General features: G+C 41.2%; 22 protein-coding genes. 19 read left to right on the forward strand and 3 right to left on the reverse strand.

Going from position 1 to position 23,643, the window contains the following annotated elements; all coding sequences use genetic code 11:
• Positions 1-165 precede the first annotated feature (165 nt).
• From FTV27_RS11975 to FTV27_RS12040, 14 genes are all read left to right on the forward strand, one after another.
• Entirely contained in the window at positions 166-846 is a 681-nt protein-coding gene (locus FTV27_RS11975) for a hypothetical protein (RefSeq protein WP_131261110.1), read from the forward strand.
• 70 nt (positions 847-916) lie between these two features.
• Positions 917-3,616 (forward strand): phage tail tape measure protein, encoded by a 2,700-nt coding sequence (locus FTV27_RS11980; RefSeq protein WP_180078686.1) that lies wholly within the window; start codon positions 917-919, stop codon positions 3,614-3,616.
• A complete protein-coding gene (locus FTV27_RS11985) occupies positions 3,613-4,794 on the forward strand; it encodes a hypothetical protein (protein WP_180078689.1) in 1,182 nt (393 codons plus the stop codon). The genes FTV27_RS11980 and FTV27_RS11985 overlap by 4 nt, the downstream gene beginning before the upstream one ends.
• A 3-nt stretch (positions 4,795-4,797) precedes the next feature.
• Positions 4,798-5,847, forward strand: a complete 1,050-nt coding sequence (locus tag FTV27_RS11990; RefSeq protein ID WP_180078691.1) for a DUF2163 domain-containing protein — start codon at positions 4,798-4,800, stop codon at positions 5,845-5,847.
• Complete coding sequence (locus FTV27_RS11995; RefSeq protein WP_180078693.1) at positions 5,847-6,062, forward strand: hypothetical protein; 216 nt, start codon at positions 5,847-5,849, stop codon at positions 6,060-6,062. The genes FTV27_RS11990 and FTV27_RS11995 overlap by 1 nt, the downstream gene beginning before the upstream one ends.
• A 7-nt stretch (positions 6,063-6,069) precedes the next feature.
• Complete coding sequence (locus FTV27_RS12000) at positions 6,070-6,300, forward strand: hypothetical protein (protein WP_180078695.1); 231 nt, start codon at positions 6,070-6,072, stop codon at positions 6,298-6,300.
• The gene (locus FTV27_RS12005; protein WP_180078697.1) at positions 6,293-9,043 is read left to right on the forward strand and encodes a phage tail protein; all 2,751 of its coding nucleotides are present in this window, start codon (positions 6,293-6,295) and stop codon (positions 9,041-9,043) included. Before FTV27_RS12000 ends, FTV27_RS12005 begins: the two co-directional genes overlap by 8 nt.
• Positions 9,044-9,056: 13 nt before the next feature.
• Entirely contained in the window at positions 9,057-10,013 is a 957-nt protein-coding gene (locus tag FTV27_RS12010) for a hypothetical protein (RefSeq protein ID WP_180078699.1), read from the forward strand.
• Positions 10,014-10,077: 64 nt separating this feature from the next.
• Positions 10,078-10,392: a hypothetical protein gene (locus tag FTV27_RS12015; protein WP_180078701.1), complete on the forward strand. Its 315-nt coding sequence runs from the start codon at positions 10,078-10,080 to the stop codon at positions 10,390-10,392.
• The gene (locus FTV27_RS12020) at positions 10,389-11,141 is read left to right on the forward strand and encodes an N-acetylmuramoyl-L-alanine amidase (protein ID WP_180078702.1); all 753 of its coding nucleotides are present in this window, start codon (positions 10,389-10,391) and stop codon (positions 11,139-11,141) included. Before FTV27_RS12015 ends, FTV27_RS12020 begins: the two co-directional genes overlap by 4 nt.
• Positions 11,142-11,144: 3 nt before the next feature.
• Positions 11,145-11,408, forward strand: a complete 264-nt coding sequence (locus FTV27_RS12025) for a hypothetical protein (protein WP_180078704.1) — start codon at positions 11,145-11,147, stop codon at positions 11,406-11,408.
• A gap of 490 nt (positions 11,409-11,898) precedes the next feature.
• On the forward strand, positions 11,899-13,314 hold the full coding sequence (locus FTV27_RS12030; protein ID WP_180078706.1) for a methylenetetrahydrofolate reductase C-terminal domain-containing protein: 1,416 nt from the start codon (positions 11,899-11,901) through the stop codon (positions 13,312-13,314).
• Between the two features lie 188 nt (positions 13,315-13,502).
• Complete coding sequence (locus tag FTV27_RS12035) at positions 13,503-13,913, forward strand: hypothetical protein (RefSeq protein ID WP_180078709.1); 411 nt, start codon at positions 13,503-13,505, stop codon at positions 13,911-13,913.
• A gap of 97 nt (positions 13,914-14,010) precedes the next feature.
• Positions 14,011-14,655 carry a HEPN domain-containing protein gene (locus tag FTV27_RS12040; RefSeq protein WP_180022580.1) on the forward strand — a complete coding sequence of 215 codons (645 nt, stop codon included), beginning with the start codon at positions 14,011-14,013 and terminating at the stop codon, positions 14,653-14,655.
• 54 nt (positions 14,656-14,709) lie between these two features.
• Here the strand turns inward: FTV27_RS12040 and FTV27_RS12045 are convergent, their stop codons facing one another.
• Both FTV27_RS12045 and FTV27_RS12050 read right to left on the reverse strand, forming a co-directional pair.
• Positions 14,710-15,906, reverse strand: coding sequence for an MFS transporter (locus tag FTV27_RS12045; RefSeq protein ID WP_180078711.1), 1,197 nt, complete (start codon positions 15,904-15,906; stop codon positions 14,710-14,712).
• A 123-nt stretch (positions 15,907-16,029) separates the two neighbouring features.
• On the reverse strand, positions 16,030-16,947 hold the full coding sequence (locus tag FTV27_RS12050; protein ID WP_180078713.1) for a DMT family transporter: 918 nt from the start codon (positions 16,945-16,947) through the stop codon (positions 16,030-16,032).
• Between the two features lie 941 nt (positions 16,948-17,888).
• Here FTV27_RS12050 and FTV27_RS12055 point away from each other — a divergent pair.
• The 5 genes from FTV27_RS12055 (at position 17,889) to FTV27_RS12075 (ending at position 23,116) form a co-directional block, all read left to right on the forward strand.
• Positions 17,889-19,016, forward strand: coding sequence for a Re/Si-specific NAD(P)(+) transhydrogenase subunit alpha (locus FTV27_RS12055; protein WP_111885447.1), 1,128 nt, complete (start codon positions 17,889-17,891; stop codon positions 19,014-19,016).
• An 11-nt stretch (positions 19,017-19,027) separates the two neighbouring features.
• Complete coding sequence (locus tag FTV27_RS12060; protein WP_078191287.1) at positions 19,028-19,348, forward strand: proton-translocating transhydrogenase family protein; 321 nt, start codon at positions 19,028-19,030, stop codon at positions 19,346-19,348.
• A 3-nt stretch (positions 19,349-19,351) separates the two neighbouring features.
• On the forward strand, positions 19,352-20,806 hold the full coding sequence (locus tag FTV27_RS12065) for an NAD(P)(+) transhydrogenase (Re/Si-specific) subunit beta (protein WP_078191286.1): 1,455 nt from the start codon (positions 19,352-19,354) through the stop codon (positions 20,804-20,806).
• Positions 20,807-21,153: 347 nt separating this feature from the next.
• Positions 21,154-22,485 carry an ammonium transporter gene (locus FTV27_RS12070; protein ID WP_180078715.1) on the forward strand — a complete coding sequence of 444 codons (1,332 nt, stop codon included), beginning with the start codon at positions 21,154-21,156 and terminating at the stop codon, positions 22,483-22,485.
• 13 nt (positions 22,486-22,498) lie between these two features.
• Positions 22,499-23,116, forward strand: coding sequence for a hypothetical protein (locus FTV27_RS12075; RefSeq protein ID WP_180078717.1), 618 nt, complete (start codon positions 22,499-22,501; stop codon positions 23,114-23,116).
• Between the two features lie 92 nt (positions 23,117-23,208).
• Here FTV27_RS12075 and rsfS read toward each other — a convergent pair whose 3' ends face one another.
• A complete protein-coding gene (gene rsfS, locus FTV27_RS12080) occupies positions 23,209-23,610 on the reverse strand; it encodes a ribosome silencing factor (RefSeq protein WP_078194190.1) in 402 nt (133 codons plus the stop codon).
• Between the last annotated feature and the right edge of the window lie 33 nt (positions 23,611-23,643).

The following is a 23,643-nucleotide window of genomic DNA, read 5'->3' on the forward strand; positions in this document are numbered from 1 at the left end:
ATATGACTTTTTACCGCACCATGATGCGCCTGAAATTAGTTTTGAAGAGGCAATGCAGCAGTATAGTTGTGAATAGCTATTTTAAAATGAAGAAGCCATCATAAGGTGGCTTTTTTATGTTCTGTTTGTTAGATTCATGTAAATAATTTTAAAGGGGGAATTCATATGGTAAAAATATTCATTACAGGGGTCTTAAGCTTTGGATTAATTGGTTGTGCTACTCCTGTATACAATTATCAAGCAACACCTAAACATGTAAGCAAACCACCTATTGGTTCAGTTAATACTGCTTATGTTGGCGATAAAATGTTAGAACAAGGTGTATTGGTAGACCGAGATGTTTTGAGTATTCCTGCTAATACAAAAATAAATTTCGCATATTCCTTATCTGCTGGTTACTACCAAAAAGTTGGGCAGGATAAGAAAGGTAGTTACTATAATCCGGTCAATAATATTTCTAATGGTGGCAATGTTCAAAAGATGGCAATTGCTGATCCATTTAAGGCTGTAATGTTAGGTTTGGATGGTAAGTTATGTGTGATTACAGTATTTAATGCGAAAAATTGTACTGATCAGCATTCTGCATCACATACTTCTATTGGTGTTGCAATGGACAACTCATTTCAACAAACACTTATATATAGTGGAAAAGTTGGAAATAAGATAAATATTGGATATCGTGAATTTTCAAGCAATATGGCGCGTCCAGCGTTTAATAATGATGTTGAATATGATTTGAATGAATCGCGTCAAATTGGATATAAGGGCGCTTTATTAGATATTATTGATGCTAATAACCAAAGTATTACTTTTAAGGTTTTGAGAAACTTTAATAAACCAAATTAATCTCAGTCGAAAATACATGAGAAGTACATGACCCTGCAAATGCAGGGTTTTTTTATGTCTGGAGAAAAGTATGGCAACAGCTTCATTAGGTCGTTTAACCTTAGATTTAGTGGCGCAGATCGGTCAGTTTGTCGAGCCGATGAACAGAGCGGAACGCAAAGCCAAAGAATCGACAGATAAAATGGGTAAGGCTTTCTCCAATTTTAAAGACCAGATGAATCAATCATTAGGTGGTTCTCAATTTGGTTCTGCTCTTGATGGTGTATTGGGTAAAGTAAATGGCTTGCGTGGTGGAGTTGTTGCTGCAAGTGGTGCATTGGCTGGCATGGCTGTTGGTGGTGCTTTAATTGGTGCTGGTGCATTGATACAAATGTCGATAGAGACAGCCAAAGCAGATGCACAGTTACAAATGCTGGCAGACCGTGCTAATACCAGTGTGCAAAACTTTCAAATTTTAGAACAAGCATCTTTAGGTTTTGGTGTTTCACAAGATCAGCTTGGCTTTATTCTTGCGGACGTTCAAGAAAAATTGGGTGAGTTTAGTGCAACTGAGGGTGGTGGTGCTACGGACTTTTTTGATGCATTGAAAAATAATACCAAGATGACTGAGGATCAAATCAGATCATTTGCAAAAACATTACAAGGCAAAGATGGTGTTGAAGCTATCCAGCTTTTAAATAATAAAATGGATGAATTAGGTGTAACCAGCCAAGAACGTCGATTTGTTTTTGAAAGTTTGGCATCTGATTTGGGAAACCTAGCTCCTTTGTTTTCCGAAAATGGGCAATTATTAGAAGAGTACGGAAGAGCACTTGAAGAGGCTGGCGTACTTAAAACAAAAGAAAGTATTGAGCAATCACGACTGTTAGCAGCACAAACGCAAGTTCTTGATATTCAATTCCAAGGTATGAAAAATCAACTTGTAAGTGCTGTGATGCCAGCAGTATCTAACTTAATGGGATTGTTTGTTGATACCACAAATTCAGCGGTTGGCTTGGATAGTGGGGTATCTATTGTAAGCATTGGCATGAATGCATTTGCTGGAGTTGTAGTTACTGCTGCGGGTGTATTAAAAACATTGTTTGTGATTTCTCGCGAGTCTATGGTCCAACTGATTAATGTTGGTTCAACACTATATGGTGTAGTGACAGCAGGTTCATTTAGTGGGGCAGTTGATGCTCTTAAAAATGGTGCGGGTGTTGTAAAGCAGTCATGGTCAGCTATTGCAGATACTGCTTTAGACAGTGGGAAAAAAGCGATAGATGCTTTTGCTGGAACTGCAAGTGCGCAAAATAAACTGACGCAAGCGATTTTGAAAACCACAGCAACATCTCAGCAAAATAGTGCAGGCTTGAAAGTAAATACTAAACAGGCTGAAGATAATGCTAAAGCTAAAGAAAAAAGTTCTAAAGCAACATCAGCGTTATCAAAAGCTGAACGTGAATATAACAAGGTTCTAGAAGAGCGTGAGCGGATTAAATATGACTACGCTTCTAGTGATGATCAGCGTCTGCTCGATTATCAAAAAGAGGTTCAGAGGCTAACTAAGGCAGGTGTAAGTCAGGAATATTTTACTGCAGCTAAAACCCGCTATGAGCAAGAGAAAAAGCTCATTTCCATGCAGAATGATTATGACCTTGTTCAGCATAATTTAACTGATCAACAGAAGCTTGAAAACACGTTTAAGATTAAGCGGCAAGAAGTTATTGCGGACAAAAAGCTTAGTGATGATCAAAGAAAATTGAAAATAGCTTCGCTTAATCAACAATATGCTTTGGAAAAGAAGGAAGCTCAGCTCAAAGAGCAAAAGCAGCTCCTTGAAACTAAGAAGGCATATATGTCTGCTGAGGCCTATGCCCGTGAATATTATGCTTTAGTGCGTGAGGAAATTCTCAATACAGCAGAATACTCACCAGAGATGAAAAATGGGCTGGTAAAGCAGGCGAATATTCAGCAGGGGGTAGAAGAAAACTCAGAACGTGAACAGGTTTGGGGTGATTATCAGTCCATGATGGGGCTTGAAAAGTCTCCATATCAGCAAGACATAGATTTGCTTGCAGAAGCACGTGCACAAATGTTGATTACTGAAGAAGAATATCAGCAGCAGCGCTTAGGAATGCAAATGGCTTATGGTGCTCAGTATGGTGCTGATTTTGCGGGCATGATGATGGGCTTAGTAGATTCTTCAAGCACAGCTTATGCCCTTCTTGGCGGTATTCAAAAAGGTGCAGCGTTATTTTCAACTGCAATGAATAGCTATGCGGCTATTTCAGCTGCTTGGGCATCTGCACCATTTCCATATAATTTGCCTGCAGTTGGTATTGCTACCATGGAGACGGGGTTACTTCAGGCTGCAGTATCTGCATTAAGCCCAGTAGGATATGCATCTGGCGGTTATACAGGGCATGGTGGTAAGTATGATCCAGCGGGTATCGTTCACCGTGGTGAAGGTGTTTTAACTCAAGAGGAGATTGCTGCTTTGGGTGGTCCAGCTGGCTTTTATGCTTTACGTCAGTCTATTAAAAATGGCTTTGCCGATGGTGGTTTGGTGCTTGATGCTCCCAAGTTGGAAAACCCTAGAATGGCAGCAACACCGAAATATTTAGGGCAGCCAACAACAGCGCAGAATGCTATACCGCAAAGCCTTCAGATCAACAATATCTTAGATCCGAATATTGTAGGTGATTTCATGGGGACATCATCAGGTACCAAAACATTCATGAACTTCATTAAAAACAATCGATCTTCGATTAAGGCGATGATTGCATGAAATTAACAACGGAAAATTTTGGTGAAGTTATTTTATTAACTTCGCCAGCCTTGGTTGGAGGGACTGAAACATTAGGGTTTAAAACTGATGTGTTTGAGTCTAAAAATGGCACAGAAGTCAGAACTCCACTCAAAGATAAAGCCCGGCAAACGCTGGGTTTTTCTTCAGTGGCTATACGAAATGAAATTGCACAGCATTTCAATGCTCAATGGGGAGGAATCCGAAAAAACTGGGCAGTTCCCTTGTTTCAGGAATCTCAATTTGTTGGTGATGTAGCTCCTGAAGTTGTTGCAGATGGGGAGCCATTACCTGAGCAAACAGTAATTGCTTGCAGAACTGATATTTATTCTTTTTATGAAGGTGGTCTTGCGTTACTCAAGAATAAAACTGAGCAAATACTTGTTGAGGTTCTGAGTGTTGCAAGTGACCGGATTGTTATTAAAAATGCAATTAATATTAAGGGTGCAAAGTTATATCCAGTGCGCTTGTGTTTTATCAATGGTGATATTTCACGTCAAATAAGTGGGATACATGCTCAAGCATCAATTACTTTCATTGTGATTGATGAACCAGAAGTATTGGAATCAGAACCAATTCAATTTTTAAGTCATGATTTGTATTTCTTCGGCCTGACTTACTCAGGCAGTGGTATGGACGCAACACTATCACAGCAACAAAACATGATTAATAACGAAGTAGGTGTGATTTTTCAAAACTCAGATTGGGATTTTGCACGTTATTCAAAGCAGTATCGAGCTGTGATTCATAGTGCTGAAGATCTGTATGCATATCGGCAATTTTTGTTTAGACGGAAAGGGAAATATCGTCCATTTTGGTTGCCAACGTATGAATCCAATATGCGCTGTAAAAGTACAGGATTTATTTCATCGGTCATGTTGATTGAATCGGATCAATATAAACAGCTTGGTGATGCCCGTAAACACATTGCGGTCAGAAGCAATCAAACGTGGACAGCACATACTATTACCGCATCTGCCCTGGTGTCAGGAAGTACTGTGCAAGTCACGGTATCGCCTGCACTGAATAAGAATGCTTCATCCATCGAACGAATCTCGTATTTGGGCTTGCATCGATTAGATGCTGATTCTATCGATTTGCATTATCAAGGTGCGGGAAATGTAGAAGTCACGGTACCCATTTTAGAAATAGGAGTTTAGGCAATGGGATTGGGCAAGTTTTTTCAATCACTAACCAACTCTGCAGTTCGTCGTGAGCTTTATGAATTTACCAGAGGCGATGCAAAGTTTTATTACACGTCGAGCGATAAGTCTGTTCAAGATGGCGAAATAATCTATGAAGCGATCACATTAACGAGATCGGCAATTGATTCAAGTTCAGATTTAGAAAAAAACTCAATTGATATTACCTTCGCACTGAACAGCAAATTTGCTCAAGACTGCCTGCGTTCAGCACTTGAAGAAAATATCCTGGTCAAAGTGAGCAAGTTGCAATTTGGCAATATTTCAACCTTGTGGCAAGGGCGTGTTACTGCAGTTAAGCCGGATGGTGTAGAAATTACGCTGAAATGTGAAACGGACTATACAAGTTTGGGGCGTGCCGGTGCGCGTTATAAGTATCAGCGAACTTGTTGTCATGATCTGTATGGCAGTGGCTGTAAGCTAGATAAATCACAATGGGGCATTCAAACAACAGTTAAGTCCGTGGACAAATTGAATGTGCAACTTCGGAATTTAGCTGTTGATGAAAATTATTTCAGACTTGGTATGTTGCAAAGCAGTACCGGTGTAAATGTAGCAATTGAGTCGAGTTCTGGGCAATCAGTTACATTGATTCGTCGCTTAGATACATTAGCCGATCAAGTGACGACTGATGTAGCTTTGTTGGCATATAACACGACAAAGCAGACTTGGCTGCAAGCTATAAATGCAGAAACGATTGCAACATCAGCCTTGATTGAAGCCATTGCAGATCGTGATGCTTTAGACCCGGCGAGTCCGACTTATGAGCAGGACTTATTGGCAGCTCAGGCAATTGTCGATCAGAAACAAAGCGAACTCGATAACGCTCATCAACAGACACAAGATGCGCAAAATGCATTTGATGTGGCATCTGAATCAGTGTTTTTTGTGACAGTTTATCCTGGGTGCATGAAGTCTTTAACAGCATGTCATCGATTCAATAACACGGACAATTTTCTCGGCTTTGCATATATGCCAGAGGATAATCCGACAACCACGAGGATTGTGTAATGTTTGCCATTATTGCTGCAGTCGTTGCGGTTGCAGTCGCTGTGTTTTCATATATTCAGATGCGTAAAGGTCAAAAATCCAGATTGACACCTGGTGAACTTGATGTCACTCAGGCAGATGAAGGGGGATCAATTCCTGTCATTTTTGGGACCTGTGATGTTGCACCAAACGTCACAGCATTTTTAGCCGGTACGCCAAAAGCCATCAAAAAATAGGTGAGTCATGAAATCACAAAATAGCCCGCACAAAGCGGGCTTTATTTTTGTCCATCATATACGTGCTTGCAGCATGTGTACGATCAAAGCAAGACGCTTTTTTTTGAATCAAGGCTTAACCAATGCTGAGATACAAGATTTTTTTGATAACGGAATGCCAATAGCGCGTTTTGAGGAACTGTTTGGCCATGATGCAATGGCGCAGCAAGTGATTATGAGGGCTAAAGAAGATGGCTAAAAAGAAAAAGCAAACGATTGGCTATAAGTACTTTGCCAGTGGTCATTTTGTTTTATGCCATGGCCCGATTGATGCAATCACTAAGATTTCATTTCAGGAAAAAGATGCTTATCAGGTAGAGCAAGGCACGAATAAAATAATTTATATCAATAAGCCAAGTCTGTTTGGTGGTGACGAACAGCAGGGTGGTATTCAAGGCAATATTGAACTTTTGTTCGGGCATGCTAATCAACAGAAAAGCAGCACTTTACAAAGAATTTGTGCAAAGATTTCAAATGCATTTGGCGGACTTATTTCTGCATATCGTGGGGTGTGTTCTGTCGTTTTTGATAATGTTTACATTGGCACCAGTCCAAGCATGCCGGACTCAAAATGGCGAGTGAAACGGATTCATACTCGTCATGATGGTATTAAGCAGTGGTATGACAGCAAAGCAGAAATTGGAACGGTATCAGTTGCAGATCTCGCGAAAATAGCATTCATTCTTGATGATTCAGGATCAATGTCAGCTGCAAACATGTCAAATATGAAAGCTGGTGTGAATAATATTTTATCCAAGCTTGCTGATCAGAAAATTGATGTGATGGTGCAGGCAATCAATTCTGGTGTTCGTATTTATAGACAGGCAACTTCAGCTGATATTACTGCGGCTCAAAGCTTTGTAAATAGCCTGGTTGCATCAGGTGGCACATCAGCAACCTCTGCGTATGGAAATATCAATACCTTTTTTAATGGTAACTATAAAAATGGGCAGGTCATCACATTGTCTGATGGTGTGATGAGTTCTGTCCCTGAAGCTAAATCGATGATTGCAACAGCATTTTCCAGAGCCAAATTTGTGGGCCTAGGAATGGGAACTGTTGGAAGTTTGAATGAATTCGACAATACAGGCAATCCAGTTCAGGTCGTAGATGCCGATGGCATTTCAGCTGCTCTGAACTCTATTTTTTACAGTGAGGCTGATCTTAATCCTGCTCATATTATTCGTGAATGTCTAACCAATCAGATTTGGGGAATAGGTGTTTCTGAATCAAGTATTGATGATGTTTCTTTTAGAAATGCTGCTGATATTCTATTCCGTGAAGAAATGGGAATCTCTATTAAGTGGACAGATTCAACATCGATCAACGAGTTCATTGATAACATTAAAGAGCATATCAATGCACAGCTTTATTTGGATCGTACGACAAATAAGTGGAAGCTTTATTTAATTCGTGATGATTATGATTTTAATGCTCTCATTTCTTTAGATGAAAGTAATATTCGTAATCTTGACTTCGAACGTCGTACTTTAGCTGAATGTGTGAATGCGGTTACTGTGACTTATTATGATCGTGAACGTGCAAAAGATTCTACTGTCACTGTTCAAGATATTGCGAGGATTGCACAACAAGGCGGTGTGATTTCTCAGTCTATCGACTATAAGGGATTCACCAATAGCAATATTGCTGGGCGTATCGCTTTACGTGATTTGAAAACACTTTCCAGTACTTTGGCATCAGTATCATTTGATGTAGATGAGCGTTTCTCAGAATCATGGCATGAGGGTATGCCGTTTAAGCTGTCAGATTCAAGTTATGGCTTATCTGAAGCAGTGATGCGTATTCGAACAATTAAACGTGGGGATGGCATCAATAATACGGTTTATGTCGAAGCGATTGAAGATTCATTCAGTAGTCCAATGCAGTCCGTTATTGAATATGTACCGCCAGCAACTGGAGCTGATAGCACTGCTCAAGATGCTGATGCGATTGCTTTTGAAGTGCCCTACATTGAACTTGTTGAGCAGTATGGTCAGGATGAGGTTGATTCAAAACTTGCGAATTATCCAGAGCTTGGCTATGTCGGCATGGCAGCAATACGCCCAAATAACCAGCATGTCAATGCAAGTTTATATGTGGATGCAGGTGCAGGTTATGATGAAAGAACGACTTTAGACTTTTGTCCTAGCGCTTCTTTGAAAAATGACATCGGTTATATGGATTCGAGTTTTGAGCTTCAAAATGTTGCTGAGTTTGAGTTACTTGAAGTAAATCATCGAATCCAAGTCAATGATGAAATTATGTCATTTGTGAGTTTTAACACAGCAACTAATATGCTGACTGTGAAGCGAGGCTGTTTCGACACAGTGTCACAAAAGCACGATGCAGGTTCAAAGGTTTTCGGATGGGATAATTACTCAGGTATTGATGATATTGAATATTTGAGTGGCGAGGTTTTATCACTTAAAGCACTTACTCTGACTGGATCTGATGTTCTTGAATTAAATGAGGCTACTAAATATGACTTAACTTGTTCAGCACGAGCAATTCGTCCATATCCACCTGGTAATTTTAAGATAAATAATCAATATTTTCCTCCAGGTATTACAGGACCTATTTCTCTATCTTGGTCGTCTCGTAATCGGTTGCAGCAAACAGGTGGTGAGCCACTAGGGTTTCAAGATGGTTCTGTTACGCCAGAAGAAGGCACGACATACAGTGTTTATGCATATAACCATACAACAGGTGAATTGAAATACAGTGCAACGGAGATAACAACACTTACACATGTAATTGGTGTTACTGCATTGCTGGGTATTTCAACCGTTCGTCTTGAGGTTTTTTCAGTTCGTGACGGACATTCTTCATATCAACCACAAAGGCACATCATGGAATGGTCGTCTGGTGAAAACCTGATGACATTTGATGATTCTTATACGCCAGACAATGGAAATGCAGTTGTTCTTCAATTTTTAGAGTAAGGGGAGAATTCAGGTGGCACAGTTTTTTTATGATTTAAGTATTGCTGCAAACGGAAAATGGCCTTACTTCTGTAAGGGGGTAAAGCCAAATATTAGCATCTCAAATGGAATTAGATCGATTGGTCGTGGTTTTAACACATCAGCGAATAAACCATGTTTTTCCATTGATAGAGATGATCAAAATCTATGGATTAGTGTTGGAATGGGCTTAACTTTATCTGATTTTGAAGTTGTTTTATCACTTGCCAGAAATAGAGCATCAACAAAAGACTATGTTAACGTTGGTGGTGGACTTTACCTACGAACTAAAGATGGAACTGGTGGATCTTCTGGGGATGGTTATTATTTTGCATTAGGTACGATGTCAGTTAACAATTATAAAAATGGCAGTCTTTATCGTCGTGGAACGGGAGGTATTGGAGGTTCGCAAACTCAGCTCGTTACAGCTTCAAATACCCTGCTTTCTTCACTATTTAGTTATGCAGAGGCATTGGGAAAAGTTATTTATCTACGCATTAGTGTCGTGGGGCAGCGTTTTAGAGTGCGAGCATGGTGGCAAGGTGAAGTAGAACCTTCAACATGGACAATTGATTTCACAGATACTGATACGGGATGGAAAAGTGGTGATATTGCTTTACAAATAAACGGATACGAGCAATTGCACGATTATTTATTTTTGTCAGTCGGTACAGCAGGGGATTCTGCCCCATTATCATATCCTGGTGGTAATCGTGTTGTTGCAGGAACGCTTTTGAAACCAGACGGCTCTCCGGCGGATGGTTATATAGTACGTTGTTATCATCGTGCAACAGGGATAATGCTTGGGGAGGTATTATCTAATGCAATTGGTGCTTTTAATTTTTCATTACCAATACCTGCAACTGAGAAAGTTTATTGTGTGGGCGTTGATCAGCTTGGTAATACATGGAATGCACCAATCAAAGATTTGATTGCACCTGTTAGTCCTTAAGTAAAAATTTGTTTTTTAGCACCTTTCGGGGTGCTTTTTTATTGCATGTCAAAAGGGGGCAGTTGTGAATGAGCCAAGCGCACAGCTTTGGAAAAAGTTAAATGAAGTCTCTGACAAATTGCAGAAAGTTACTGAGCAACTTGTCGAGGCAAATACGCTCAATAAGGGGTATCACGCTGCTTTGGAGCAAATGCGGGTCAAGGTTGAATTACTTGAACAGCAGAAATTTAAAGATCAGGGTGCGATCTCAATGCTTAAGTGGGGCTTGGGTTTTGTACTAGGTGTGGCGATCTCAGGCGGTACATGGACCATCAATTCGATTAATCAACTCAAACAGGATATGGCAATTATGCAAAGCCATCGTGAGGACAGTAAATGAAACTTATAGACGAAAATGTCTGGAAGTACCTTTCCGTTAAGCTCCCAATGTTGGGGGCTTTTTTATTGCTTGTAATTATTCCAGGCTTGCAATGGGCAGTGGATTTTAAAGTTATTCCAACTGAATACCATGCCACAATCACAGGTGTTGTGATCGTATGGTTGGGGTGGATTGGTCGCAAGATCTATCAACCAAGTTTGCACCAAAATTCTGCTTTAGGCTTTGTGGCAGTGACAGCAGGGCATAGCAATACAGATCCTGGTGCTGTAAATGGCAAGATCAAGGAATCTGAACTTGTGACGAATTTCCGTAATGCGGTAGTACATTATTTGCGTGAAGCAGGAATTACGACTCGAACGGATGGCACTGGTACCCAAAATGATCCGTTATCGTCAGCTTTAAAACTGATTAAAGGATCATCCACTGCTGTTGAGTTTCACATGAATGCAGCAGCTTCAAAACAGGCTAATGGTATTGAAACCATTGCACTGCCTCGTGATAAAAAATTGGCTCAGGACTTGTCAGCAGCTGTGGCTACAGCCTTGGGCAGTCGTTTGCGTGGGGATAATGGATGGATTGATCAGAGCAAATCGGCTCGTGGCAGTCTGGCATACATCAATGCTGGTGGTTTGATTGTCGAATTGGGTTTTATTTCAAATGAAGCTGAGTTGGCAGCATTCCAGGCACGTTATTGGATTGCAGCAAAAGCAGTGGCCAAAGTTCTAATCGAATATGAAAAAGGGGCATAATACATGGCAGCATTAAGTATCGCTGGTGCAGTTTCAAATATTGTTGATGCAGTAGATGTTGGTCGTGAAATCTATGAAACAACAGTGAATGCAATGGATGCAGCGGAAAAAGAGCGTGATTCAGGTGCTGATAAAAAAGCATGGGTATTGGCTTTCGTTAAATCATTCGTAACGGATCTGAATCAGAATTGGGAACGTTGGGCGAAGGTGATTATCACGTTTATTGACTTCGCAAAGTCCGTCTTTAACAGCAAGCGTTATAAGTAAGTGGTCCAATTTTACACATGCCCTTGGTCTTCGGACTGAGGGCATCTTTTTTGTTTGTCTTGCAACCATTTTGCAACTATTGATTTTTATATTTTTTATAAATTATTGAATGAATTAAAATTATTTTATATTTACTGCCAATCCATCATTGGCGCAACACTGATTCGTGGTTGAAGTTTATTTTCAATGGGTTGGAGATCAGTCATTAAAAAAACACGCCTTAAAAGAACAAGATGGAAGAACGAAATGGAAAATGGTGAAGAAATACCAAAAGCTGTCTGAAATACGATGAAAAAAACCGCATTTCAAGACGCGCGCAATATTAGCATAAATTGTGGTTTGGGGCATGGTCTTGCTAGCGTGACATATTCAAGGTCAGGCTAGAAAAAGTCGGAAGTGTGGCTTAAGTAATTTAAATTTTTATGTGATTAATCTATAATTTTATAAACTTTATTGTATGGTTTCTCAGCAGATTTAACTGCCTGCCTTTATGTCTTTATTTTCCCAATATCTATTGCAACGCCAGTTTTGTATCTCGTTTGAATATCTAACGACGCAAAAAACGCATCTGGTCCCAACGACATTTGCAGGCTTTCCTGTGTGCATGACATTAGCTGACCGAGTACAAAGTGACACGGATATTGCTCCTTTAGAAGCAATGCAAGACTACCCTCAAAGCATTGAAAAAATTCTGCATTATTCGGGGAAAGGTCGAGATATCTCAGATTTTCAAACTTTTCTGAAAGATGCTCAGCAGCACGGGGTAGAGAATTTACTTTTACTCAGTGGCGATAAACTCAAGCAGCATCAGGATGGGGCAAATGATCCGACTCTACGGAGCCGTTATTTAGAGTCGGTCAATCAAGTCATGGCAGCCAAAGACTATGGCGGGTTTTATTTAGGGGTAGCATTTAATCCTTTTAAATATGCAGAAGCAGAAAAGGATGCGCAGTTTTTTAAACTGGATAAAAAAATTCAAGCTGGCGCAGACTATGTGATTACACAGTTGGGCTTTGACATGGATGTGTTGAGCAGTTACCAACGCTACATGCAGCAATATTATCCACGTATACCTGTATTGGCTTGTGTCATGCCGCTGACATTTGCCCGTGCCCGTTTTATGGCCAAGCAAAAAGTTGCAGGCATCGTGCTTTCAGCAGATGTATTAAATTTTTTGCAACAAGAACAGCAAACTGATGTCATACAAGCTGAACAAAATGTCTATGACCGCTGTGCCTTACAAATTTTAATGTGTCAGCAATTGGGCTATGCAGGGGTTCATTTGTCGGCTTGCCATAAACCAGAAGAACAAGAGAAGTTGCAAAAAGCAATTCTGCAATTTGCCACATTAACGTTTGAACAATGTTTAGCAAAATGGAAAATGCTTTGGCGCTCTAGTGTTGAGGTGAACTTCCAACCGACGGGCGCAAATAACCATAAGGCTCCAGTTGAACAGGTTTTGAAATATAAAAGTATGCATGTCATGCATGAGTTATTTTTTAGTTCAAAACTGGCCAAAGGGGCGGGATCTTATATTTTTTCGGCCAAATTATGGCAAAAACCGAAAGCTGATGCGGCCTTGCTGAAAACAGAATTTATCAGTAAACATGGCATCGTGGGCTGTGAAAATTGCGGACAATGTCGTTTAGGTGAAACCTTATATATTTGTCCTGAAACCTGTCCCAAAGGATTAGCCAATGGACCCTGTGGTGGCTCCAACCTTGACCGCTGTGAGTTTGAAGACCGTGAGTGTATACACTCGGTCAAAGCGCGTTTGGCGAAAGCCGTCGGTCAAGAAAAAATGCTGAAGCAAGAGCTCATCCCTACCGTTGCAATTGAAACTCGGCACAGTAGCTCTTGGAAAAACTGGTTCGTTCCACCGAATTCGTCACCAACAGAACAATAATTCACTTAAAGCATTATTCAGTCTGAAGCCTTCATAAAGGTGAATCTTTCAAGCGCTAATCATTCTAAAAATCAGACGAATAGTCGTATAAAAAAATGAAAAAGATGAAAGAAACAATTAAGATCAACAGCAGATGAAAATCAAAAATTAAAAATAGAAATTTGAAGAATTTGGGGGAATACCACAGGATGAAAAAAACCTGCTTAGGATTAGCTTTAGTTTTCACATTGTCAGGCACAACAGGCTGTTCAGTTGTCATGGCAAGCAAGCAGCCGAGCAAGAAAAATACCGAAATGATTCAACAAGGGCTGTCTCGTAACTTGGTAATTGCTGAATTTGGCGCACCGATCATCTCTGAATATAAAAATGGCAAACGCCATGAAATTTATACTTTTACTCAAGGTTATTCGACTGCCAGTAAAGTGGGACGTGCGTTTTGGCATGGTGCGGCAGATGTGGCGACTGTGGGGTTATGGGAACTTTTAGGAACACCTGCCGAATCCGTTTTTAACGGAAAGAAAATGTCTTATGAATTGATTTTTGATGAAAATGATCAGTTAGAACGTTATACCTATCTTACACAAGATGAAACCAAATAGTTGAATATAGAGATATTTTGATTGCATGGTGGTAAACAATTGCGCTAAGTTCAAATGGTAGAAAAATAAACGAATTATCCATTGGAATTTAGCAGGCATGATGCTACTTGAAGAAATATTTAAAAGTAAAAAGTCGGAACATACCGACCAATTTAATTTACGCATTCATCGAGGGTTAAGTTGGCTGAAAAAGTCGATTGATCTTCAAGATGACCTCGATTTGCAATTTATCAGTTTGTGGGTGTCCTTCAACGCAATATACGCGCAAGACTTACAGATTGCGCAGGACAAGCAAAGCTTAAGGCAGTTTTTATATGTGATTTGCCAAAAGGATGCAGAGCATAAAATCTATAATATTTTATGGGAGCGTTTTAGTCAGCCGATACGGTTGTTTTTAGATAATCCCTATGTTTATCAGGGCTTTTGGGATTATCAAAATCAAAAAATTAGCCATGACGCATGCAAAGAGGGCTTGGCGCATGAAAAACAGAAAGTACTGCACGCGCTTAAAGAAAAAGATTCCGTTGATATTTTAATGGTGCTGTTCAATCGCATGTATACGCTACGCAATCAAATGGTTCATGGCGGCGCGACCTATAAAAGTTCGGTCAATCGGAAACAACTTCAAGACGGCTGCACAATACTGTTGGCACTCTTACCGGTGTTTATGGTGATTCTTTTGGAAAATGCAGAAACCTTGGATTTAGGCAAACCCTTTTATCCTGTGGTGCAGGTCAGTTAATTTCAAAAAAATAAAGCCACAGTAATGTGGCTTTAGAGTAATGATCCAGACATTTCATTGTGGATATTTTAGTTGCCGCGCAGTATAGAGTTGATCGATCAATACAAAAAATCCAGCAGCAATGACTAAAGCAATCCCTGTCATACAGGTGGTGGTCCAACCGCCATGATGCCATGCAAATACGCCCAAAGCTGAACCACATGCACCACCGACAAAATAAAAAGTCATGTAAATTGAATTGATTCGAGAGCGTGCAATCGGGTTGAGTTGGAAAATAATATTTTGATTACAGCTATGCACCATTGCCAAACCTAGATTGATTAAACCATAGCCCAAAATATAAAAAGCAAGAGATGATCCACCCAAATACAGCAGTCCCCAACTGAGGGTTAAGATGCTGCAACCGAGCCAAGTTAATTTTCGGTTAAAGCCCAAATCTGCCCAACGCCCAATCCACTGTGTCGATAGCGCACCAAACACACCAACTAAAGTCACAACACCAACCCAAACATCGGCCAAATGAAAAGGTGGCTCAGTCAGTAACATGGCAATGGTGGAAAACAGCATACTCATCGCGGCAAAGACACAGCCCCCAATCAGAGATCGGAAAATTAACCGTGGCTCATGTTTGAGTAATGTGCCCATTGACTGGAAAACTTGGCTGTAAGGCATCCGTGTGATGCTGACCACGGGCAGACGTTTTTTGAGTAAGACTGCTAATACCAACATCAAGAGCGCACTGAGGATGTAAATCGATTTCCAATGAAACAGATAGGACAATAAGCCAGAGAGACTGGTTGATAGCAGAATGCCGACCAATAACCCACTCATTAAAAAGCCGACAACAGCCCCAATTTTTTCGGGTCGAATCGCAACCGTGACCAAAGGGATGAGGACCTGAGCAGCCACTGAAAATAGCCCGGTGATAATGGTTCCTGCCCAAAGCATGTATAGATTGGTCGAAAAAGCACAGAGGGCTAAACCGACAGTCGCACCAAGCATGAGCAGAGGAATAAATTTGGCTTTATTCACAATATCGCCAATCGGCACAATAAACAGTAGACCCAAAGCATAAGAAATTTGCGCAAAGGTGACGGTTAACGCCACTTCTGATTGTGGAATCTGAAAGCTTTGTTGGATAGAAGCGACTAAAGGTTGGCAATAATAATTGGCACCCGCACATAAACCACATGCAGCAGCCATAAGCCACAACAGGGTTTTATCATGGCTAATGTCGATCGAGGCTTTCATAAATTGTCCAGATATTGGGCGGAAGCGTATGCAAAGAATTTGCTGCCACGCTGTTGTGGTCACTATAAGGAAAATCAAACCGGTCTTAAAGTGTTTCTCTGTGAATAGTATCCAAGCACGTGTTTAGGATTTCTTACTGAGACTGATCATCAAGACACCCAGCATATTCAGACCGCAACCGACCCATTGCCATAGGTTTAAATGTTCATTCAATAACGCGACGGCCAGTAAAATCGTTAAAATGGGGCCGATAGAGGCAATCATGGCCGATTGTGCAGCTCCCAGTCGGATGATACTTTGCATCATCAAAATGGTTGGAAGCACGGTTACTAATATTCCGAGCGCTAAACCATACAGCCAAACTTGACTCGGGAGTTGTTGGAGCAAGGCAATAGGCTGTGGTGTTGCAAATAGAAAATGAATAATCGTCCCAATGCAGGCAATGCTCAGAGCTAGACCGGTAAAGTGTAAAGAACCAAACTTTTGCATGAGTCCTGGCGTGAGTAATAAGTAAATTGCAAATAGCACGGCACTGGCAAAAACCAAACTACATCCGAGCCAAAAGTACTGATCATGTGGTGTGGCATTTTGTTCTTGTAGCATCACTAACACTGTCCCGCCATAACTTAAAATCAGGGCAAGGATGGTTTTAAAACTCAGTGGCTTTTTGAATAAAACAGCGGAAGCCAGTACGGTTAATGTGGGGTATAAAAAAAGAATAATCCGTTCAAGCGAAGCACTGATATACATCAAACCACGGAAGTCGAGCCAACTCGAAAAGTAATAGCCGATTAAACCGGAAATGAGCAAGAGCACCCAATCTTTCCGTAGAATCGTTTGATAGGAACGTCTACTCAGCCATGCAATGACCAAGAAAAACGGCAATGCACTCATCATGCGTAAAGCCATGAGGACAGTGGCATCGACAAGAGGAGAAAGTGCATAGGCTTGCTTAATAAAAATCGCTTTGGTACTAAACAAGAAGGCAGCAATCAGCGCAAAAATTGCACCGATGAAGTGCGGACTAAGGTTTCTTGACATAAGTTAAGGTGTGCCTCATGACGACTGAACGAATTCGACAGCATTGTTTCGATAAATTTGAACTGTCATTTTGATTATAAAAAATGCATCGTGTGAGTAAAAATGCAAAAAAAGAATAGTACTTATTCCTTTATGCATAAGGGATTGCTAGATCAAACATGAAAAACAGCGGAAGAAATGACCAATTTGGTTTTGAATTTTTTAATATCAACATGACTCGGCAGGTCAAATATATCAGGATGAAACATTTAAGGTGAAAATTGCACATAAATGGTGCAATAGTGTTTTTTAGGGATAGAAAGTCAGTAGCGATATCATAATGCTAAATATTCAAAAAATTATTTTTTTAGCTAAAAAAGTCAATTCTAAGACTTAAGGCGAAGCATCAGGTGGGGAGGGCAAGATCTCAATAAACCCGAAACGTGCGCAAAAATCCATCGGATATTCAAGCTGACCGATTTGACGAGACTGTGGCAGAAAAAAGTCAGTTTTCAACACAGGTCAGCACGTCAAAACTGTCAAATGAGTCAACGAGCTGATGCAGTTTGGATGAAAGAGTGGCTTTACCTGACTTAAGTCGATTTTTCACGACACGTTCAGGTCATTCTGTGTTGAATGAAAATGTCACAATGATCAACACAGTGAAACAATCTGCACTAAAACTAACGAAATTATTTATGTTTTTGGTCTTAAGTAATATTAAAAAGTTATAAATAGGATAAAAATGAGTAATAAATCGACAAATAAAACTGCATAAATAAAATATCGCACCATTCTTTTCATGAATCATGAGTTCAAAATATGGGTATTTATTAAATAAATATTGGGTAGTATTTTAAAAAAGTTCAATTAGAATCCAAAAATTGTACAAAAACACATCCTGAGGGGAGACATCGCGGATTGCGATGTTTACTTAAGAAAAATTAGCTTGAGGAACGCTCATGCAGATCGGAATTCCAGCCGAAACTGTTGTCGGTGAAAATCGCGTCGCTGCGACGCCTGAAACAGTAAAGAAGTTGATCAGCGCTGGTCATAGCGTCGTTATTGAACGTGGAGCAGGGGTAAACGCTGCTTACATCGATAGTGCCTATGAACAAGTTGGTGCCAAAATTACGGATGATGCCTATACCGGTAGTCAAATGATTTTGAAAGTTCGTGCGCCTAAAGGTGACGAAATTCAAAAACTCACAGCGGGTACCACCGTTGTGGGGATGTTTGACCCTTACCGCAACACCGAACTTGACCAATTTGCGTCACAAAACGTGTCTGCATTTGCATTGGAACTTTTGCCACGGACCTTATCTCGTGCGCAAAACATGGACGTACTTTCATCTCAAGCCAACCTTTCAGGTTATAAATCTGTGCTTTTGGCTGCGGCAGAATATCAACGTATGTTCCCAATGTTGATGACAGCAGCAGGTACAGTAAAACCTGCACGTGTTGTGATCATGGGCGTAGGGGTTGCAGGCTTACAAGCCATTGCAACAGCGAAACGTTTAGGTGCCGTAGTTGAAGCAACTGACTTACGTCCTACAGCACGTGACCAAGTTGAATCTTTGGGTGGTAAATGGTTAGACGTACCAATGTCACCAGAAGAGCAACAAAAAGCAGCCGATGCTGCGAAAAATGGTTATGGCTGGATGCCGGGTGAAGACTACATTCGTGATCAAGCGATTATTGTTGATAAAGCCGTATCGAATGCTGACATCGTGATTACGACTGCATTATTGCCGGGTCGTGACGCACCACGTTTAATCAAAGCAGAAACTGTTGCCAAAATGAAACCAGGCTCAATCATTTTAGATATGGCGGTTGAAACTGGCGGGAACGTTGAAGGTTCTGTCTGCGGCGAAAATGTTGTGACTGCAAATGGCGTGAAAATTCTCGGTATTCCAAATATTCCTTCAACAGTTTCGACTGAAGCGTCGGCACTGTATGCACGTAACGTTTTGAATTTCATTGAAACCCTGTTTGATAGCGAAAAGAACTTCGCAATTAACCCTGAAGAAGAAATTCAAAAAGCACTACTTGTCACTCATGGCGGCCAAGTGCTGCTGAAACGTGGTTAAGGAGAATCATCATGGTTGAAACGATTACTATTTTTGTCTTGGCAATCTTTGTTGGTTACTACGTGGTTTGGGGGGTAACACCTGCACTACATACACCATTAATGGCTGTAACCAATGCTTTGTCATCGATCATTATCGTTGGTGCGATGATTCAAACCGTTGGTATCCCAGGTATTGTGGATGCAAGCGTACAGTTCCAAAGCATTAACGTGGTGAGTATTTTAGGTGCGATTGCCGTTTTCCTTGCAAGTATCAACATTTTTGGTGGCTTTGCGGTGACTGCACGTATGCTTGAAATGTTCAAACCTAAGCAAAAGAAAAAAGAGGGTTAATCCATGGAATTCATTAAAGAATATGCGGATTGGTTCTACCTGATTGGTGCCGTTCTTTTTATCTTAACGTTGCGTGGTTTGTCTGGTCCAAAAACTGCGATTCAAGGTAACCGTTATGGCATGATCGCAATGGCAATTGCTGTAATTACTACATTCTTTGTCGCAGATCATCCAGTGATTTGGATGATTGTGGGTGCAATGGTGTTGGGTGCGGTCGTTGGTATTGCACGTGCAAAAACAGTTCCGATGACGCAAATGCCTGAAACTGTGGCACTGATGCACTCATTGGTCGGTTTGGCTGCGGTACTGATTGCGATCGCTGCGATTCTACATAACAACCAATTGACTGCGGCATTCGCGGAGAATGAAGCGGTATTAACAGCAGCGGGTGTAGAACATGCCCACATGAGCAAAGTTCATTTATTTGAATTGTTTGTAGGCTGTTTCGTTGGTGCGATTACATTCACAGCGTCGGTATTTGCTTACGGTAAATTGGCTGCGAAGAAATGGGCAAAAACCATTTCAGGTGGATGGGTAAAACCTGTTCAAGCCTTAATTTTCCTTGCGATGTTGGCGTGTGGTATCTACTTCTTCACTACAGGCAACATGAATGCTTTCTGGGCAATGACTGTTCTTGCACTTGCATTTGGTTGGGTATGGATTGCGCCAGTAGGCGGTGGTGATATGCCAGTGGTGGTATCGCTACTGAACTCGTTCTCAGGTTGGGCTGCAGCAGGGATTGGTTTCACGCTTGAAAACAACATGCTGATTGTTGCAGGTTCACTGGTTGGTTCATCAGGTGCGATTCTGTCTTACATCATGTGTAAAGCCATGAACCGTTCAATCATCAACGTTTTGTTTGGTGGTGCAATGGGTGGTACCGCAGTAGCTGCAGCGGATAATGGTGAAAAAGCACAGCGTAATCACCGTTCAGGTTCTGCAGACGATGCTGGCTTCTTGATGTCAAATGCGGACAGCGTGGTGATCGTACCGGGTTATGGTATGGCGCAAGGTCGTGCACAAAATGCCGTGAAAGAATTGTGTGAAATCTTAAAAGAGCAAGGTGTAAAAGTTCGTTTTGCGATTCACCCAGTGGCAGGTCGTATGCCGGGTCACATGAATGTACTTTTAGCTGAAGCTGATGTTGCATACGAAGACATTCTTGAAATGGACGAGATCAACTCAGACTTCCCAGCAACAGATGTAGTACTGGTGATTGGTGCGAATGACGTTGTGAACCCAGCGGCAAAAGACGATCCAAGTTCTCCAATTTACGGTATGCCAATTCTTGAAGCGCATAAAGCACGTACCATTATGGTGATCAAACGTTCTATGGCTACAGGCTACGCAGGTCTAGATAATGACTTGTTCTATAACGATAAAACGATGATGATCTTCGGTGATGCGAAGAAAGTTGTGGAAGATATGACAAAAGCCATTAATGGCGGCGGTCATTAATTCATATTGCCAAAGTCCCGCTGTGATAAAGCGGGATTGAGGAAGATTTAAAACCACCTTCGGGTGGTTTTTTGTTTTCTTTGCTTTTATTTTCTTCGCTTTTGATTAATTGATGCTTCACACTAAAAGTGCACAAATATTTAGCGCATCAGGTGCTTGAATCAAATTGATGCGTATTTTGAAAACAAGGTGCAGATCGATGCGCTGTTTTGTTTCATTAGATTTGATCTCAGCGATTCAGAACATCGTTGCGAACTGATTTTGTGATGCAATGCATTGAAAAATAATTAATTGTCTGAAATTTGGTATTCTTTTTGCACAGCATGGTTATTCTTGGGGGAATAATCATGAAAAAAACATACTTGATGGCACTGTTTCTGAGTGTCCTGACATCGACTGCATGGGCAGTTGACCCGCAAATCGCCAGTAATATTCAAAACATTCGTATTTCACTCGACAGTATTTGGGTGGTACTGGGTGGTATCTTGGTGTTCTTTATGCAAGCCGGATTTGCCATGATCGAAAGTGGTTCAGTTCGCAGTAAAAATACCGTGAACGTACTCATGAAAAACTACATGGATGCCTGCTTGGGTAGTCTGGTGTTTTGGCTGGTGGGTTTTGGTCTGATGTTTGGGGTTAATACCACGGGCTGGTTTGGCTTAAGTCATTTTGCACCCGATCAACTGGATGATTGGCACTGGAACCTCCTATTTTTCCAAATGATGTTTGCTGCAACGGCAACCACTATTGCCAGTGGTGCGATGGCAGAGCGGATTCATTTTGTCGCTTATGTGGTGAGTGCGGCCGTTGTATCCGGTTTGATTTATCCTGTCTTTGGTAGTTGGGCATGGGGCAGTTTATTTGGCGGAGACGGTTGGTTAACAGCACTCGGGTTTATCGATTTTGCAGGTTCGACCGTGGTGCATTCGATGGGTGGCTGGGTGGCCTTAGCGGGCATTATCGTATTGGGTCCACGTTTGGGACGATTTGGACGCAATGGGCAAAGCCATTATTTACCGGGGCATAACTTACCATTAGTGGCATTAGGTGGTTTTATTTTATGGTTAGCATGGTTTGGTTTTAATGCAGGCTCGACCATTAATGCCAATGTCAGCGTAGGACGTATTGCTTTAAATACGCACCTTGCAGCGTGTGCTGCAGCGGTTGCATATATGTTGCTCTGTCTCATCCGATCTAAAGCCATTTTGATCCGCAGCACGATCAATGCCTCACTGGGTGGTTTAGTTGCCATTACGGCAGGCTGTGCAACGATGTCTCCACTGTATGCGGTCATCACCGGTTTATGTGCAGGTGTTATGGTGACCTTCCTACCAATGCTCATGGAAAAAATGAAACTGGATGATGTGGTGGATGCGGTGACGGTACATGGTTTCTGTGGCGCATGGGGAACATTGGCTGCAGGGATCTTCCTTGAAAATAATATGTTTAATGGCGATGTCATCGCGATACAAGGGCTTGGGGTGATTGCAGCCTTTTTATGGGGCTTTGGCGTTGCGTTCATTGTATTTAAGGTCTTGGACAAATTGTTGGGTGGCTTACGTGTGAGTAAGCAACATGAACAACGTGGTTTGGATTATACCGAACATGCTGAATTGTCTTATCCCGAGTTTCAAAAAGATGTGACTTTTGAAACGGATGATATGACCAAGCGTCATTAACAGGAGTAAAGCAATGAGCACCGAACTGTTAAATTTGGCACAACGCCGCGAAGCTTTAGAAAAAGGCTTACAACAATTTATTCATGGGACTTTACTCGACAGTGCGCTACGGCACTGGGAACAGCAGTACAGCATGAAACCGTCATTTGTATTGAATCGCTTCTTAAATGATATCTGTACTACAGAAGAGCTACGCTTTTATCGTAAAGATATGCTGAAGCAAGTTTTGTATGAGTTATCTACCTTAGAAAAGCAGGAACTGTTAAGGGTTGAAAAACCGCAGGAGCAGGAGCAAGAAGACGAGCTCATTGCAGAGACCATTAGCGAAGCTTTTTTAGGCTTTATCGAGTCAGTCATGCTGAAGGTGAAATCTACAGATCAGGCTGATTTCACCCAAGATGTGATTGAGCAATTAGAAGAAATCGGGCTGGCAATTGCGGCAAATGCACAAATTAATTCAGCGAGTTTTGTCGAGTTTTTGCCCTTGACCAGTTATGCCAAAGTTTTAACGAGCATTTATGAAGTGTATTGTGACTTTTATGGCCCGATGCGTGCAGACCAAGTTTATGCTCAAACCAAGCTGAAAATTAAAGCCAATTATCCTGAGGTGGATTTACATCAACTGCTTTAGTGTATGGGGTAAAACACCATGAAGCTGATTGTCCGTGTATGAAATCAAGGGATAAAAAAAGCGACCTATTTAGGTCGCTTTTTTCTGGAAGCTTAAGCTACAGTTTCTGGAGCTGTACGCCATAAGCTTTCTAGATCATAGAATTTACGTGCTGTAGGTAACATCACATGTACCACTACAAAACCGAGATCAATCAGGATCCATTCTGCATCACGTTCACCTTCAACGCCAATCGGGCGGAATCCAGCTTTACGTGCTTCTTCTGCCACGTTGTCTGCAAGAGACTTAATGTGACGAGTTGAAGTACCGCTCGCAATTACAATCGCATCTGCGACATTGCTGATTGCTTTGATATCAAGTTCAACAATATCTTTGGCTTTTACATCTTCAAGTGCTTCACGTACAACAGCTAAGCAAGCTTGTACGTCTTTGATTTGCGTTGATTTTGCGAGATCGAGAGAATTAGAAGCGCTGGGCGATGGTTCTAAATTCATAGAGGGTATGATTTCCTGACAATTTTACATGTT

Origin of the sequence: Acinetobacter sp. YH12251 (genome assembly GCF_013417465.1) — a bacterium.
Lineage (GTDB): Bacteria > Pseudomonadota > Gammaproteobacteria > Pseudomonadales > Moraxellaceae > Acinetobacter > Acinetobacter amyesii.